Genomic DNA, 15,499 nt, shown 5'->3' with positions numbered 1-15,499 from the left:
CACAACTAAACTTACGTTTATGCCTACGTCCAGAACAACTACCAAAACAGCTTCCACTACCAGAAAACCCGCCCGCAAATCCAATACAGCGGAACAAATGAGTAATTCCAAATTCCATGAACTGTTCATGGAGGAACTGAAAGATATTTACTGGGCAGAGAAAAACCTGGTAAAAGCATTACCTAAAATGCAGAAAGCGGCTACCTCCGAGGACCTGAAAGATGCCATCGGCCACCATTTGGAAGAAACGAAAATCCATGTGTCCCGGCTGGAAGATATTTTTGAAATGATGGGTAAAAAGGCCCAGGCTAAAAAATGTGAAGCCATGGAAGGGCTCATCATGGAAGCCCAGCGTGGGGTCGAGGATACGGAAGAAGATTCCATGGTACGCGATGCCGGTATCATCATCTCCGCTCAAAAAGTAGAACACTACGAGATATCAGCTTATGGCAGCCTTCGCACCCTGGCCAATGTGATGGGCCACGCCGATGCCGCCGAATTGCTGGAACAAACACTCGAAGAAGAAAAACACGCCGACAGCCTGCTCACAGAGATAGCTGAATCTACCATTAATGAAGAAGCGGCTGCCGAATAAATCATGCTTGTTTGAAAGATTGTTAATTGTTGAATCGAAACTGCAAGAGTCCCTGTCAGCGTGCAGGGACTTCTTTTTTAACTGACATACTATGCAGAAATCCCATCCCAAGAAATCAGTACGGCCGGCACAGCAACAGCCCCGTCAACCGGGACTTGAAACAGCCATGAAACCTAAGCCCGTATTTGACAAAGAACAAACGCCTGCAGGTCGCCTGCAGGGAAAAGTGGCAGTCATCACCGGCGGAGACAGCGGCATCGGCAGGGCAGTGGCAGTGGCCTTCGCGCAGGAAGGCGCAGATGTGGCTATCGCCTTTTATGATGAAGAGGAAGATGCTGCCATCACCGCAAAGGAAGTGGAGCGTTATGGCCGCCGATGCCTGACGATCGCCGGAGACATCCGCCAGGAAAAACATTGTGGGGATATCATCAAAAAAGTGGTCAAACAGTTTAAAAAACTGGACATTGTGGTGAACAACGCCGCCGTACAATACCCGCAAAAAGAGTTGGAAGATATCTCTGCTGACCAGCTGCATAAAACCTTTGAGACGAATATCTATCCGCATTTTTACCTGACGCAGGCGGCATTGCCGCACCTGAAAAAAGGCAGTTGCATTATCTGTACGACGTCGGTCACCGCCTATCGTGGCAGCAGCCACCTGATCGACTATGCCGCTACCAAGGGCGCTATCGTTTCCTTCGTTCGCTCGCTGTCTGCATCGCTGACGGAAAAAGGCATTCGCGTAAATGGCGTGGCCCCGGGGCCTATCTGGACGCCCCTGATACCAGCGACTTTTACACCGGAAGAAGTGTCCAAATTCGGATCAGACGTGCCACTGAAAAGGGCTGGTCAACCAGTGGAAGTGGCCCCCTGCTACGTATTCCTTGCTTCTGATGAATCATCCTATCTCACCGGTCAAATCCTGCATCCTAACGGAGGGGAAATTGTCAATGGATAATATTACTATTATAACAGACCCGGAGGCAGCGGCCAAAGCGGTCAAATTGCGCTATGTGAAAGCAGGCGCCCCGGGCTATTCCCGTGAATGCACGCAAGGCGGTGAATTTATGTATAAAGATGAGCACGGCGCCACCATCACCGATGAAACCATCCTGGAACGTATCCATCAACTGGTGCTGCCGCCGGCCTGGGAAGACGTGTGGATCTCCAAATGGCCCAATGGCCACCTGCAGGCCACCGGCGTGGATGCTAAAGGACGGAAACAATATCGCTATCATGCAACGTGGTCGCAGGTACGCAACGAAACGAAATATGACCGGCTGCGTTACTTCGGGGCACTATTGCCGGCTATACGGGAACAGATCAGGCAGGACCTGCGTCGCAGCCAGCTGGACAAGGAAAAGGTCATCGCTATTGCACTGGCTGTCATGGAAGAAACGCTGATCAGGGTGGGTAACAACGCTTATGAAAAACTATATGGTTCTCACGGACTGACCACCCTGCGCAATAAACATGTCACCATCAACGGCGCTGCGGCCTTTTTTCAGTTCAGCGGTAAAAAGGGGGTGACACATAAAATCCAGCTGCGCCACGCCGCGCTGACACGCCTGCTCAAAAAAGTGCGGGATATCCCCGGACAGGAGCTTTTTCAGTACTATGACGAAAACGGAGAGACACATGCGCTGGATTCGGGAGAAATCAATGATTACCTGAAACAATGTACCGGTGAGGACTTTACCTGCAAAGACTTCCGCACCTGGGCAGGTACGGTACATGCGCTAAACCTCCTGGCGGAACAGGAGGCCTTTACTTCACAAACGGCCTGTAAACGCAATGTGGTGGGGATTATAGACACAGTAGCTGCCAAACTGGGGAATACCCGCGCCGTTTGCAGGAAGTATTACGTCCATCCCCGGCTGCTGGAAGATTATGAAAGCGGCTCCCTCGAACCATGGATGAAGAAAATCCGCCTTCAACGCAAACAACCCGTCAACGGTGACGGGTTGCATGCTGATGAAAAAGTTTTGCTGCATTATCTGAAGCAGTTAGCCAAATAGTATCTGTTCTTCTCTGTCTTCCACTTTGATTTTTTTGATAAACTCGTCGAACCAGGGCTCATCGTGTGAAGTATAAGCGCCATAGGCGTCCAATACGTACCCTTTGTTGCCCTCAGCATCCTCCATCACATACAGTATGGAAGAATCTGACGGGTCTGATTCCCCTTCAAAACGATAGGTTTTAATGATGGTGAGATCTTCCGGATTGTAGATTTTCTGCGTGTCCGGCGATTGCATTCTGCCGTGGTCACTCATCTTCAGCTCATGATCATATCCTTTTTCATGTAACCGCTCTAAAACGCGTGTAAGTGTTGTCATTTCTCCAGGCTTTTCCATAAAATAAGGGTTTTTGGTTACCAACGGAAAAACCAAAAGTTGTGCCGCGCTGTTTACCATTATAGCGTACACTGGTACCATTTGTGTTAACATTAACGTATAACCAAAACCTTCACACCATGCGTGCAATTTGGTCAGGATCAATAGGCTTCGGGTTGGTGAATATACCCGTCAAATTATACAGTGCCACACAGGACAGCAGGCTGGACCTCGATATGCTGGACAGCCACGGACTGGCCCATATCCGGTTTAAAAGAGTGAATGAAAATACCGGAAAAGAGGTGCCCTGGGAACAGATTGTGAAAGGATATCTCTACAATGATGAATATGTGATACTGGAAGATGAAGATTTTGAAGCTGCCAGTCCTAAAAAAAGTAAAATTATCGAAATAGAATCCTTTGTGGATGAGGTTTCTATAGATGATATCTATTTCGAAAATCCCTACTTTTTAGAACCTGCCAAAGGAGGCGAAAAAGCGTATGAACTGTTGCTGGAAGCCCTGCAGAAAACAGGGAAAGCTGGGCTCAGCCGTTTTGTGCTGCGTACGCAGGAACACTTGTCAGTCATCAGGCCCCGGGAAAACTACCTGTTGCTGCAACAGCTGCGCTACGAAGAGGAGATACGCTCCTCGGAAGACCTCAGTCTCCCCAATAGCATTAAAATAGCTAAAAGAGAGCTGGACATGGCCATGGAACTAATCAAACAATACTCTACCGAATTTGATATCAGTCAGTATAAAGATGAATACAAGGCGGAATTGCTGAAAATCATTAAAGCAAAAGCGGGTGGCAAGAAACCGGTCGTGAAGAAACTGAAAGTAGTACATACCAAGAGTGATGACCTGTTTGACCAGCTGAAAGCCAGTCTGGGCAGCAAACCTACCACTTCTAAAAAACGTGCCTCATGAGCCTGACCAAATATAAAAAGAAACGGAACTTCGGAGAGACCACAGAGCCTACCGCCGGGAAACCGGAAAAAGGGAAACACGTTTTTGTGGTGCAACGGCACCATGCTACCCGGCTGCATTACGACTTCCGCCTCGAAGTAGATGGCGTACTGAAAAGCTGGGCAGTGCCCAAAGGGCCTTCGCTGGACCCCGCCGATAAGCGCCTGGCCATGCAGGTAGAAGACCACCCTTACGACTATAAAGATTTTGAAGGCACCATCCCCAAAGGAAACTACGGCGCCGGAACGGTTTATATCTGGGACAAAGGCACCTTTGAGCTGCTGCGTGATGAAGGTAAAAGCTTCGATAAAGAAGCCCTGAAAGAAATACAGGCCGGCGATCTCAAAGTAGTGCTGAAAGGGAAAAAACTAAAAGGAGAATTCGCGCTGGTGAAGATGAAAGCTTCCGACGACAACGCATGGCTGCTGATCAAACACCGCGATAAATACGTGAAGGAGAAATATGACAGTGAAGACTATACGCCGGAGCGTGTGAAAGCACAAGGCCTCCGTGAAAAAGAATCCGGACGTAAAAAAAAAGCCCCGTCCGAACACCCGCACCGGAGCCGGTAAAACAATCGACGTCCTCCCGTAAGAAAGAGCCTGTCAAAAAGGTCTACAAGCCTATGCTGGCCACACTTGTAGACGCTCCCTTTGATGACGCCGACTGGCTGTTTGAAACCAAATGGGACGGATACCGCGCCATTGCTGCGGTACAGAACCATAAAGTACAGTTGTATTCCCGTAATGAAAAAGACTTCGGGAAAGACTATCCCGCTGTGGTGGCGGCCGTGGAGAATATTGCGCACAATGTGGTACTGGACGGAGAGATTATCGTACTCGACAGTAAAAAGAATTCACATTTTCAATCGTTACAGAATTATAAGACCACCGGCAAAGGCAATCTCGTGTATATGGTGTTTGACCTGTTGCATCTCAATGGTGTTGAACTCCGGCAGTTAACGCTGCTGGAGCGCAAAAGCCTGCTGAAAGAGGTGGTTGCGCAGCTCAAAGACAAGCGGGTGCAGTATTCCGTGCACGTCCTCAAAAAAGGGAAAGAATTTTTTGAGAAAGCCCGGCACCAGCAATGGGAAGGGATGATCGCCAAAAAAACAGACAGTTCGTATGAAGAAGGCCGCAGGTCAGCTTCCTGGCTGAAAATAAAGGTCACGAATGAACAGGAGGCCATCATTTGCGGATTCACGGCACCCAGAGGCAGCCGTAAAAAACTGGGCGCTCTGGTACTCGGCTTGTATGATGATAAGCAGCTGAAATACATCGGCAACTGTGGCGGCGGTCTCAATGAGGCTACGCTGGACATGCTGTCTAAAAAGCTGCAACCATTGGTGCAACAAACTTCGCCCTTTGGCCGTAAAATCAAGACAGACATGCCCATCACCTGGGTGAAGCCCAAATTGGTATGCCAGGTGAAATTTTCGGAGTGGACCGGCGACGGCATCCTCCGGATGCCGATATTTCTGGGACTCAGAGAAGACAAGCCACCCGCAGACGTACATCCGGAAACACCTAAAACAGTTCAGACTATGGCCACTGCTACCGCTACTGTAGAAAAAGACCGCGTTATTACGCTCAACAGCAAAAAGGTAAATCTTACCAATCAACAGAAAATATACTGGCCCAAAGAGAAGATCACCAAAGGTCAGCTGGTGGACTATTATCTGTCTGTGGCGCAATATATACTGCCACATTTGAAAGACAGGCCGATGTCGTTGCACCGTTTCCCGAACGGCATCGACAAACCTTCGTTTTATCAGAAAGACCTTGATCTGGAACAGACGCCGGCATGGATTAAGAGTGTGGCGCTGCACGCTGCTTCTACCGGAAAAGATGTGGACTACCTGATATGCAACAACGAAGCTACCCTGGCGTATATGGTCAATCTGGGCTGTATAGAGATCAATCCGTGGCTGTCGCGCACGAGTAAGCTGGATAACCCGGATTATGTGGTGATGGACCTTGATCCGGAAAATATTGATTTTAAATATGTGGTGGAAGCGGCCCTGCATATCAAAGCTTTCCTGGACCCTTATAAAATAACGACCTTCTGCAAAACTTCCGGCTCTACCGGCCTGCATATCTATATTCCAACCGGTGGTAAACACAGTTATGATACCGGACGCTTGTTTGCGGAATATATTGCCCGTCATGTAAACAAACAGTTGCCGAAGAGCACCAGTGTGACCCGTGCAAAATCGGCCCGCAATAAAAGAGTATACCTTGATTTTCTGCAAAACAGCCGGGGCCAGACAGTAGCCGCGCCTTATTCTGTCAGGCCCAAACCCGGTGCCACCGTGTCAATGCCGCTGCAATGGAAAGAAGTGAATGAAAAACTAAAAATCAGTGATTTTGATATGTTTAACTCACTGGAACGGATAAACGAAATGGGCGACATCTGGCACGATATTCAAAGTACAAAAAATGATCTGCGTAGGTTCATCCATGATGTGGAACGGGCTGCAGGTACCTGATTTTGTACATCTAAATGTAATGTTATGCAACAGTCGTCGCAGGTTCCCGTAAAACTGCCACCAGTTTACGGGATTATTATCGCAGTCATCTGTATAACACTGACAGTTATTTTTTATGTAACCAATCAGTATGGTACGCTATGGACAGGCTTTTGCACAAGTCTGGTATTTTTTCTGGGGGTGATGTTCGCGATTGTACACTATAACAGCAGGCATCATCATCATACTTCCATGATGTCATCTTTTGCGATGGGTTTCCGGACGACGTTGCTGGCAACCTTCCTGGTAGCGGTATTTTCACTGGTGTTTCATTTTCTCGTAGTCAACAGTGGCAAAAATTATATAGATCAGGACCCGTTTGTAGGCGATGCCAACGTTATCAGCAATGCAAACACCGATCGACAGGCTTTCTGGATCATGTTTCTGGGCAATGTACTGTTTGCCAATATCGCCATGGGGGTGCTCGCCGCCATGCTGGCGGCACTTGTTTTTAAAGCCAATCAGAAAACGACCCGAAATCAATCTGAGGAAAACGTATAATCATTTGGGTATTTAGTTATTGGGGTATTTGATGAAGGATATGAGGTTATTTAGTTACTTTGCTGTGTTTACCCATGGGTAAATAGCCAAATATCCAATTGACTAAATAACGAAATACCTTGAAGGGCCATATACTTATTATCGACGATGAAGACCAGCTGCGGAAGCTCCTGAGCCGGCTGTTAGCATTGGAAGGGTATACCATGCATGAAGCGGGCAATATCCGTTCTGCCATGAAGATCCTGGAAAAAGAGGAAATCAGCGTAGTGCTGTCTGACGTAAAGTTGCCGGATGGCAACGGCGTAGAGCTGGTACAAACGATCCGCAGCCGCTTCCCACAGGTAGAAACCATTGTGCTGACGGCTTACGGCAATATTGCCGACGGTGTACAGGCCATTAAAAACGGAGCCTTTGATTATATCACCAAAGGAGATGATAACAACCGCATCCTGCCACTGGTCAGCAAAGCGATGGACAAAGCCCGGTTACAGTTCCGCATCCGTGATCTGGAAAAGAAAATAGCTGGTAAATATAATTTCGATAACATCCTGGGCAGTTCCCCTGAAATCGAAGGTGCCAAGGAGCTGGCCCGAAAGGTGGCTCCCACTGATATGACCGTGCTGCTGCTGGGAGAAACCGGCTCCGGCAAAGAGGTGTTTGCCCATGCTATTCATGAAGGCAGCAACCGGCGCCAGCAACCTTTTGTGGCGGTCAACTGCAGCGCTATTGGCAAAGATATCCTGGAAAGCGAATTATTTGGGCATGTGGCCGGCGCCTTTACCGGCGCGGTAAAAGATAAGAAAGGCTTTTTTGAGGAAGCGCGGGGAGGTACCATCTTCCTGGATGAAATGGGGGAGATGCCGGTGGAATTGCAGGCCAAACTGCTGCGGGTACTGGAAGCACAGGAATTTTATAAAGTAGGCGAAGCCAAACCGGTGAAAACCGACGTACGGGTAATTGCCGCTACCAATCGGAACCTGGAGCAGGAAATCGCAGCAGGGCATTTTCGGGAAGACCTGTTTTACCGGCTCTCTGTATTTCAGATATCATTGCCTTCGCTCAATGAACGAAAAAAAGATATTCCGCTGCTGGCTACCTGGTTTATACAGCAGTTTTCTCCCAAACTGAATAAACGCCTGGCCGGTATGAGCCCGGCTTTTCTGCAGGCATTGCAGCAGCATAGCTGGAAAGGTAATATCCGCGAGTTGCGGAATGTAATAGAGCGGGCTGCCATCCTTACGGACACGGATACACTGGATGTGTCTTCCCTGCCGTTCGATTTTCAGCAGGGAGTGGATAGCGCGTCTTCTTCCCTGCGGCTGGCCGATATGGAGCGAAGCCATATCATCCGGGTGCTGGCCCACGTAAAAGGCAATAAAACAAAGGCGGCGGAGCTTTTGGATATCGGCCTCACCACTCTTTACAATAAAATCAGGGAATATAATATCTGAGTTATAACAGCCAGCCCATCACCAGACAGGCAATTACAATAAACGGCGAAGGCAGTCTGGTAAACAGCAGCAATGCCAGTGTGGTAAACATGATCAACAGGTTATACCAGTTGATCGGAATAGCGAAGAACAGGATAAGGGTGGCTGCCCACATGATACCCACCACTACGGAGTTGATCCCTTCCAGTGCCCGATAGATGACCACATATTTTTTCAGGTTATGCCAGATCGGGAAAAAGAAGAGCACCAGCAACAGGCTTGGCAGGAAGATGGCGATGGGGGCGAGGATGCAGCCAAGGAACTGATAGCCCATGCCCAGGTTGCGCATGGCCATGCCACCTACATAAGCGGAGATGGAGAAGGTGGGCCCGGGCAGGGCACGCATAATACCGGCGCCTGTCAGCAGCTCTTCCGCACTCATATAGTTCGATTTGGCGCGGGTAACATACTGTTCCAGCATCATCGCGATGAGGATATCGCCACCACCAAAGACCAGGCTGCCGAAACGGTAGAAGTTCTCAAAGAGGTTGAAGGGACGACGGGTTATCCATTCGTGGGAACGCGCATATTCAGACAGGAAACCGGCCAGCACAAAGATGAGCACAAACAACCAGATGTTTCCCCATTGTATTTTTTTAGGTTTGTCCGGGATATCCGGGATACGTTTGTTACTGAAGTTGGACACAATGCCCCCCAATATGATCAGTGCCGGGAAAGTCCAGGGCGATTTCAGGTAAAAAGCTGCAAACATGGCCACGATCATAATCACGAAGGTCGCCAGGTTGTTGATGCTGATACGGAAAGCTTTGATGCTGCCAAAAGCCAGGAAGCCTACCGCCATCGGCTGTACGTATTTGAAAATATCAGTCTGTAGCGCCCGTTTGTCGAAATACTGCAGCAGAAAGCTAAGCGATCCCATCAGCAGACAGGCAGGCGTAATCCAGATCAGCAGGGTGACGATGGCGAGCATCACGCCGCCACGTTTATAACCAATAAGAGTAAGGGTTTGGGAAGAGGATGCGCCCGGGAGAAGCTGGCAGAAGGCATTATATTCCATCAGTTCCTGCTCGGTAACATCTTTTCGTTGGTATACGAATGTTTTCATCATCATTGCCAGGTGCCCCTGCGGGCCACCGTAGGCAGTTATGCTATGTAATAGCACCGCTTTTAAAAAAGGTATATGACGTAGAAACACAGTTATTGATAAAGTGAATTCCGCTCGAAGGATTCAATAAGTTAGTAAAAATAATCCGACAAAATACAACAGTGTTGCTAATAATACTAATCTGTAATATAATAAGGGCACAATACTTGTAATAAGGGTGGCTATCGTAATCGAATATGGCCTTTTATCCGTTGTAACTAGTTTGTACTGTGAAGCTTATAACCCATCGGCAAGAAACAGTCCCCGGACCAAAAAAGTGACCATATCAGAAAAACCTTGCATCAAATAACCATGCTGAAAAGCGGGAAATAACCAGACTTGCCCTTGCGCAGGATAAAAACGAAAAGTCCCGGTAGGTAGCCCTGCCGGGACTTTGAACGTTATAGGAAATTTATTTTTTTAAGCCGATTTCGCGCAGCCTTTCATCCAGGTATTCACCGGCGCTAATCGGTTCGTATGCCAGCGGATTCGCTGCAGTAACACAGCTTTCCAGGCAATCCAGTCTCATGGCGGACTTAGGATGCAGGAAGAAAGGAATGGAATAACGGGAGGTATGCCACATCTCGCGGGGAGGATTTACCACACGATGGGTAGTGGATTTTAACCGGTTGTTGGTAAGACGCTGCAGCATATCGCCTACGTTTACCACAATCTGTTCCGGGAGGGACGTTACCGGTACCCAGTTGTTTTGTTTATCGAGGATCTGCAACCCGTCGGCAGATGCTCCCACCAGCAGGGTAATCAGATTGATATCTTCATGTTGTTCTGCCCTGATGGCGGACTTAGGTTCTTCTTTGATAGGAGGGTAGTGGATCGCTCTCAGGATGGAGTTACCATTGTGGATTTTATCGTCGAAGTAGTTTTCATCCAGTCCCAGGAACAGGGCAATGGCCTGTAACAGGTACTTGCCGGAAGTTTCGAAGCCACGGTAAGCTTTAAAGAAAGTAGGCGTGAACGCCGGAACTTCATCCACCTGTACATTCGGAGGGTACTCCGCTCCAATAGGATCATTATCTTCCACCGTTTGTCCAAACTGGAAAAACTCTTTCAGGTCAGGGGCTTCGTAGCCTTTGGCATGTTCCTTCCCGAAGGAGGTGTAGCCGCGTTGGCCCGCCAGTTCAGGGATCTCGTAATTATGTTTCGTGTCAAAGGGCAGCTGGAAGAACTGCTGAACATACTTGTAGAGGTCAGCAATCAGCTCATCAGGAATGCCATGATTCTTTACTGCTACAAAACCAACTTCTTCGTAAGCTTTTCCCAGTTGCTGCACAAAGGCGGCTTTCCGGCCGGCGTCACCAGAGGTAAAGTCCGCCAGATCTACAGAGGGGATAGAATGGGTTATTGCCATATCGTATATTGTTTTGGAGCGGTAAAGGTACGGAATCCAATTACGAATTATGGATTACGGATTACGAATTGTGGTTTTTTGCAATGTGTATTTTGCCATTGAATCCGTAATCCGTCATTCGTAATTATTTGAAGTAGCCTTCTTCCTGTTGACTGATATCGACAATGGCGTAGCGGTCTACCTGATTAATCAGCATCTCGTCCATAATATCCACCACATTTTCATAACGGGCCTGTTTAACGGCTTTGATCAGTACCATCAGGTCATTCTTTTGGGTGGCCTGGTATACGGCTTCTTTCTTCCGGATAATCACATCCCGGATGCCGTTATGATTGGCGAAGCTGGTATAGCTGATCTGCGGCGGTGCGGTGGGATCGTCACCGATACCTTCATACCAGGCGACACGGCCCTGCGGTCCCAGAATAACCGTCAATGCTTTTTTGGCGGGCAGCGACATCGGATCACCATCACTGCGCGGCATGAGCAGCTGCATGGTCTTAGGTTGTGCCAGCGTGGTGGTCAGCATAAAAAAAGTAATCAGCAGGAAGCCAAGGTCCACCATCGGCGTCATATCCACACGGGTTGATTTTTTACTGCAGCGGGCATTTTTATTGCCATGACGGCCCTTGGGCGCGTCGTTGTTCATTTCAGCCATAAGTAACGGTTTGGGATGTACGAAGTTGGTTGAAAGCGCTTTCTGCATAAAAGATGCAGTAGCATTTATTTTCCATATGCGATAATGTTTCACCGGATAAAAAAGGTAACCGCTACAAAAAGTAAAAACCCGTACAAGCCAGTGCCTGTACGGGTTTTAATATCTAAAAAGAGAATGCCCGAAGGTATGTAAAAGTAATTACAAACGAATCACGGTCTTGTCAAACAATGTACGTTGTCATTCGATGTCGTTAATTTCATAAGTGCGCCATATACGGTATGGACTTATCAAACATCGTAGCCCCGGGCTTCAGTCCCGGGAACTAAAATTCAGCATTCTTCGGTGTTCTCGGGAACGGTATTACGTCTCTGATGTTGGTCATACCGGTTACGAACAGCATCATGCGTTCGAAGCCAAGACCGAAACCGGAGTGCGGTGCAGTGCCAAAGCGGCGTGTGTCGAGGTACCAGGACAGCTCTTCCACCGGTACGTGCATTTCCTGCATGCGTTGGACCAGTTTGTCGTAGTTCTCTTCCCGTTGGGAGCCACCTACTATTTCACCGATACCGGGGAACAGGATGTCCATCGCACGAACGGTTTTGTTGTCGTCGTTGAGCTTCATGTAGAAAGACTTGATTTCTTTCGGGTAGTCGGTGAGGATAACCGGTTTTTTGAAATGTTTTTCTACCAGATAACGTTCATGTTCGCTCTGCAGGTCAGCGCCCCATCCTTCGATGAGATACTGGAACTTCTTGTTCTTATTGGGTTTGCTGTCTTTCAGGATGCTGATGGCTTCCGTATACGTGATGCGCACGAATTCGTTGTGCAGCACAAATTCCAGTTTTTCGATCAGGCCCATTTCGCTGCGTTCCTGCTGCGGCTTTTGTTTTTCCTCTTCTGCCAGGCGGGTAGCGAGGAAGTCGAGGTCTTCGCGGTTATGCTCCAGCACGTAGCTGATGAGTGATTTGATGAAAGCTTCAGCGAGGTCCATGTTATCTTCCAGCGCATAGAAAGCCATTTCTGGTTCTATCATCCAGAACTCAGCGAGGTGGCGGGCAGTGTTGGAGTTTTCTGCACGGAAAGTAGGGCCGAAGGTGTAGATTTCACCCAGGGCCATGGCGCCCAGTTCCCCTTCCAGCTGGCCGGACACGGTAAGGTTAGTAGACCTGCCGAAGAAGTCTTCTTTATAATCGATATCGCCGGCTTCGGTACGGGGCGGGTTTTGCATGTCGAGCGTTGTTACCCGGAACATTTCACCGGCGCCTTCCGCGTCTGATGCAGTAACGATAGGGGTATGCAGGTATACAAAACCGTGTTCGTTGAAGAACTTGTGCACCGCGAATGCCAGTGAATGGCGGATCCTGAAAATAGCACCGAAGGTGTTGGTGCGGAAACGCAGGTGTGCAATCTCACGCAGGTATTCCAGGCTGGGCTTGTTTTTCAGCTGCAGCGGAAATTTCTCCGGATCGCAGTCGCCCAGTATTTCCAGCGTTGTTGCTTTCAGTTCCACACGTTGACCTTTTCCCATGGAAGGGATGATCTCGCCGGTAGCGCTGATGGCCGCACCGGTGGTGATTCTTTTCAACAGCGCTGCGTCCATATTTTCAGCGTCGATAACGATCTGTAAATTATTATTGGTAGAGCCGTCGTTTAAAGCTATAAACTGATTGTTACGGAAAGACCGTACCCAACCTTTTACTGTTGCTTCATAATGCGACTTGTCGTCGGACAAGATTTGTTTGACTTTCAGTCTCTGGCTCATAAAAAATTAAATTTTGGATTGCAAAAATAAGTTTTCCCGGGCATAGTCCATAGTGTCTTATGCCGGTCCCTACAAGATAATTACTCCCGCCGGGATGCAAAAGAAATGTTAAAAATGGATATAATATAAAAAAGGATATATGATCAGAGCGGGTTTTAAGGGCCGCGCCCTTCCGCATTTATAGCCGGGAGCAGGAGGCCGGAATAGCGTCACAGCGGTGACTGCGGGGCATTTGGGCTGAAATTTTTTTGGATAATAATAAAACTTGTTTTAATCTTGCGGTATAATCTGACTGATTAAGTTCAAATTCACATCTTCATCAGCAGTTCCTAAACTCAATCATTCCCTATCAAATTTAATAATCTATTAAATTTCTTGACACAAAACAATTATTTGTAATTGGTGTATGTTGGTATGCAGTGGTACCCGCCTCACAACACTTCTAAAATTTGACAACACAGATGATGTACGACATCTTACAATTGAACGACATGCTCGTTCCTGAGCTGCTTGACATTGCAGAGAAGCTTGATGTTCCCAACGCGAAAAAACTGAACAAACAGGACCTGATCTACAAAATTCTGGACAAACAAGCAGTGATGGCCTCAGAAGATAACCAGTCCAACGGAGAAGAGAAAAAAGCACGCAAACGCAAACCTGTAAAGAAAGAAGAAGCGCATCACGAGACTGAAGAACCCTCCTCCGCGGAAGAAAAACCAGCCGCAAAAAAATCTACCAAAAAAGTTTCCGGAAGCAAAAGCAAAGAAGTAGAAGCAGAACCAGCACCGGCTCCGGCAGCTAAATCTAAAATAAAAGATTTCGATATAGACCTGGACAGCATTCCTTCTCTGACTTTTGATGATGATGACGATATCATCATTCCTGCTTTCACAGAAGATGAAGCGGAAGAAGAAGAGGAAACAGCACCTGTTCCGGCACTGGAAGAGGAAGAAGAAGAGGATGATGATTTTGTGATGCCGGAAGGTTTAGACCCGGTTGTTCCTGCTGCGCAGAAACAGCGCTATCCTAAAAAGGACGTAGCTTTTAATATTGAGTTCGACGGTGTGATCCTGAGCGAAGGCGTACTGGAAATGATGCCCGACGGCTACGGTTTCCTCCGCTCCTCAGATTATAACTACCTGAGCTCCCCCGATGATATTTATGTATCTCCTTCCCAGATCAAACTGTTTGGCCTGAAAACCGGTGACACGGTGAACGGTTCCGTTCGTCCGCCGAAAGAAGGAGAGAAATATTTTGCGCTGCTGAAAGTAGAAACGATCAACGGTAAATCACCGGAAGAAGTACGTGACCGCGTACCTTTCGATTATCTGACACCGCTGTTCCCCTTCGAGAAACTGAGGCTGACAACTACTTCCAATAACTACTCCACCCGTATCATGGATATGTTTACCCCGATCGGTAAAGGACAGCGCGGCCTGATCGTGGCGCAACCGAAGGTGGGTAAAACCATGCTGCTGAAAGAAGTAGCCAACGCCATCGCTACCAACCACCCCGAAATTTATCTGATGGTGGTGCTGATCGATGAACGTCCGGAAGAGGTGACCGATATGGAGCGCAGCGTAAAAGCAGAAGTAATTGCCTCTACTTTCGATGAACCGGCTGAAAAACACGTGAAAGTGTCTGCTATCGCTTTGCAGAAAGCCAAACGCCTGGTAGAATGCGGCCACGATGTAGTGATCCTGCTCGACTCCATCACCCGTCTGGCAAGAGCACACAATACCGTTGCCCCCGCCTCTGGTAAGGTGCTGAGCGGTGGTGTGGAAGCTAACGCCATGCAGAAACCTAAACAATTCTTCGGTGCTGCCCGTAAAATAGAACACGGCGGTTCCCTCACCATTCTGGCCACTGCCCTGATTGATACAGGTTCCAAAATGGACGAGGTGATCTTCGAAGAGTTTAAAGGTACCGGTAACATGGAGCTGGCACTCGACCGTAAACTGGCTAACAAACGTATCTTCCCGGCTATCGACGTATCTGCGTCTTCTACCCGCCGCGACGATCTGCTGCTAGATAAAGATGCACTCAAACGTATCCACATCCTGCGCAATCACCTGGCAGATATGAATACCGATGAATCCATGCACTTCATGCTGCAGCATATGCGTGGTACTAAAAACAACGAAGAGTTCCTGATCTCTATGAACGGATAATCAGGAATCCAACTTATAATAGA

14 protein-coding genes are annotated in these 15,499 nt (G+C 48.2%); 9 read left to right on the top strand and 5 right to left on the bottom strand.

The window, feature by feature from the left end; translation table 11 throughout:
* The first annotated feature begins 19 nt into the window (after positions 1-19).
* The 3 genes from ICL55_RS09665 (at position 20) to ICL55_RS09655 (ending at position 2,613) form a co-directional block, all read left to right on the top strand.
* On the top strand, positions 20-595 hold the full coding sequence (locus ICL55_RS09665; RefSeq protein ID WP_188096471.1) for a YciE/YciF ferroxidase family protein: 576 nt from the start codon (positions 20-22) through the stop codon (positions 593-595).
* A 91-nt stretch (positions 596-686) separates the two neighbouring features.
* Entirely contained in the window at positions 687-1,553 is an 867-nt protein-coding gene (locus ICL55_RS09660; RefSeq protein ID WP_188096468.1) for an SDR family oxidoreductase, read from the top strand.
* On the top strand, positions 1,546-2,613 hold the full coding sequence (locus tag ICL55_RS09655; RefSeq protein ID WP_188096466.1) for a DNA topoisomerase IB: 1,068 nt from the start codon (positions 1,546-1,548) through the stop codon (positions 2,611-2,613). Before ICL55_RS09660 ends, ICL55_RS09655 begins: the two co-directional genes overlap by 8 nt.
* Here the strand turns inward: ICL55_RS09655 and ICL55_RS09650 are convergent.
* On the bottom strand, positions 2,602-2,949 hold the full coding sequence (locus tag ICL55_RS09650) for a hypothetical protein (RefSeq protein WP_188096464.1): 348 nt from the start codon (positions 2,947-2,949) through the stop codon (positions 2,602-2,604). The two genes, ICL55_RS09655 and ICL55_RS09650, sit on opposite strands and share 12 nt — an antisense overlap.
* A gap of 119 nt (positions 2,950-3,068) precedes the next feature.
* Here ICL55_RS09650 and ku point away from each other — a divergent pair, with 119 nt between their 5' ends.
* From ku to ICL55_RS09625, 5 genes are all read left to right on the top strand, one after another.
* Entirely contained in the window at positions 3,069-3,857 is a 789-nt protein-coding gene (gene ku, locus ICL55_RS09645; RefSeq protein ID WP_188096462.1) for a non-homologous end joining protein Ku, read from the top strand.
* Positions 3,854-4,468 (top strand): DNA polymerase ligase N-terminal domain-containing protein, encoded by a 615-nt coding sequence (locus tag ICL55_RS09640; RefSeq protein ID WP_188096460.1) that lies wholly within the window; start codon positions 3,854-3,856, stop codon positions 4,466-4,468. Before ku ends, ICL55_RS09640 begins: the two co-directional genes overlap by 4 nt.
* A 53-nt stretch (positions 4,469-4,521) precedes the next feature.
* Positions 4,522-6,384, top strand: coding sequence for a DNA ligase D (gene ligD / locus ICL55_RS09635; RefSeq protein WP_188096458.1), 1,863 nt, complete (start codon positions 4,522-4,524; stop codon positions 6,382-6,384).
* Between the two features lie 24 nt (positions 6,385-6,408).
* Complete coding sequence (locus ICL55_RS09630; RefSeq protein WP_188096456.1) at positions 6,409-6,924, top strand: DUF4199 domain-containing protein; 516 nt, start codon at positions 6,409-6,411, stop codon at positions 6,922-6,924.
* A 119-nt stretch (positions 6,925-7,043) separates the two neighbouring features.
* Complete coding sequence (locus ICL55_RS09625) at positions 7,044-8,375, top strand: sigma-54-dependent transcriptional regulator (RefSeq protein ID WP_188096454.1); 1,332 nt, start codon at positions 7,044-7,046, stop codon at positions 8,373-8,375.
* 1 nt (position 8,376) lies between these two features.
* Here ICL55_RS09625 and chrA read toward each other — a convergent pair whose 3' ends face one another.
* From chrA to asnS, 4 genes are all read right to left on the bottom strand, one after another.
* Positions 8,377-9,537: a chromate efflux transporter gene (gene chrA, locus ICL55_RS09620; protein ID WP_343067752.1), complete on the bottom strand. Its 1,161-nt coding sequence runs from the start codon at positions 9,535-9,537 to the stop codon at positions 8,377-8,379.
* 394 nt (positions 9,538-9,931) lie between these two features.
* Positions 9,932-10,888, bottom strand: a complete 957-nt coding sequence (locus tag ICL55_RS09615) for an isopenicillin N synthase family dioxygenase (protein WP_188096449.1) — start codon at positions 10,886-10,888, stop codon at positions 9,932-9,934.
* Between the two features lie 124 nt (positions 10,889-11,012).
* On the bottom strand, positions 11,013-11,543 hold the full coding sequence (locus tag ICL55_RS09610; protein ID WP_188096447.1) for an ExbD/TolR family protein: 531 nt from the start codon (positions 11,541-11,543) through the stop codon (positions 11,013-11,015).
* 322 nt (positions 11,544-11,865) lie between these two features.
* Entirely contained in the window at positions 11,866-13,305 is a 1,440-nt protein-coding gene (gene asnS, locus ICL55_RS09605; RefSeq protein WP_188096445.1) for an asparagine--tRNA ligase, read from the bottom strand.
* A 464-nt stretch (positions 13,306-13,769) separates the two neighbouring features.
* Between asnS and rho the strand changes: the two genes are divergently transcribed.
* A complete protein-coding gene (gene rho, locus ICL55_RS09600) occupies positions 13,770-15,476 on the top strand; it encodes a transcription termination factor Rho (RefSeq protein ID WP_188098323.1) in 1,707 nt (568 codons plus the stop codon).
* Positions 15,477-15,499: the final 23 nt, after the last annotated feature.

This window comes from Chitinophaga varians (genome assembly GCF_014529945.1).
Classification (GTDB): Bacteria; Bacteroidota; Bacteroidia; order Chitinophagales; family Chitinophagaceae; genus Chitinophaga; species Chitinophaga varians.
The sequence above is the reverse complement of the archived record's forward strand: the minus strand, read 5'-3'. Positions and strand labels throughout refer to the sequence as shown.

What these genes read in the sequence shown, in the direction of transcription:
- ICL55_RS09665 (WP_188096471.1), top strand. Translation starts at nt 20, where the DNA reads ATGCCTACGTCCAGAACAACTACCAAAACAGCTTCCACTACCAGAAAA.
- ICL55_RS09660 (WP_188096468.1), top strand. Translation starts at nt 687, where the DNA reads ATGCAGAAATCCCATCCCAAGAAATCAGTACGGCCGGCACAGCAACAG.
- ICL55_RS09655 (WP_188096466.1), top strand. Translation starts at nt 1,546, where the DNA reads ATGGATAATATTACTATTATAACAGACCCGGAGGCAGCGGCCAAAGCG.
- ICL55_RS09650 (WP_188096464.1), bottom strand. Translation starts at nt 2,949, where the DNA reads ATGGAAAAGCCTGGAGAAATGACAACACTTACACGCGTTTTAGAGCGG.
- ku (WP_188096462.1), top strand. Translation starts at nt 3,069, where the DNA reads ATGCGTGCAATTTGGTCAGGATCAATAGGCTTCGGGTTGGTGAATATA.
- ICL55_RS09640 (WP_188096460.1), top strand. Translation starts at nt 3,854, where the DNA reads ATGAGCCTGACCAAATATAAAAAGAAACGGAACTTCGGAGAGACCACA.
- ligD (WP_188096458.1), top strand. Translation starts at nt 4,522, where the DNA reads ATGCTGGCCACACTTGTAGACGCTCCCTTTGATGACGCCGACTGGCTG.
- ICL55_RS09630 (WP_188096456.1), top strand. Translation starts at nt 6,409, where the DNA reads ATGCAACAGTCGTCGCAGGTTCCCGTAAAACTGCCACCAGTTTACGGG.
- ICL55_RS09615 (WP_188096449.1), bottom strand. Translation starts at nt 10,888, where the DNA reads ATGGCAATAACCCATTCTATCCCCTCTGTAGATCTGGCGGACTTTACC.
- ICL55_RS09610 (WP_188096447.1), bottom strand. Translation starts at nt 11,543, where the DNA reads ATGGCTGAAATGAACAACGACGCGCCCAAGGGCCGTCATGGCAATAAA.
- asnS (WP_188096445.1), bottom strand. Translation starts at nt 13,305, where the DNA reads ATGAGCCAGAGACTGAAAGTCAAACAAATCTTGTCCGACGACAAGTCG.
- rho (WP_188098323.1), top strand. Translation starts at nt 13,770, where the DNA reads ATGTACGACATCTTACAATTGAACGACATGCTCGTTCCTGAGCTGCTT.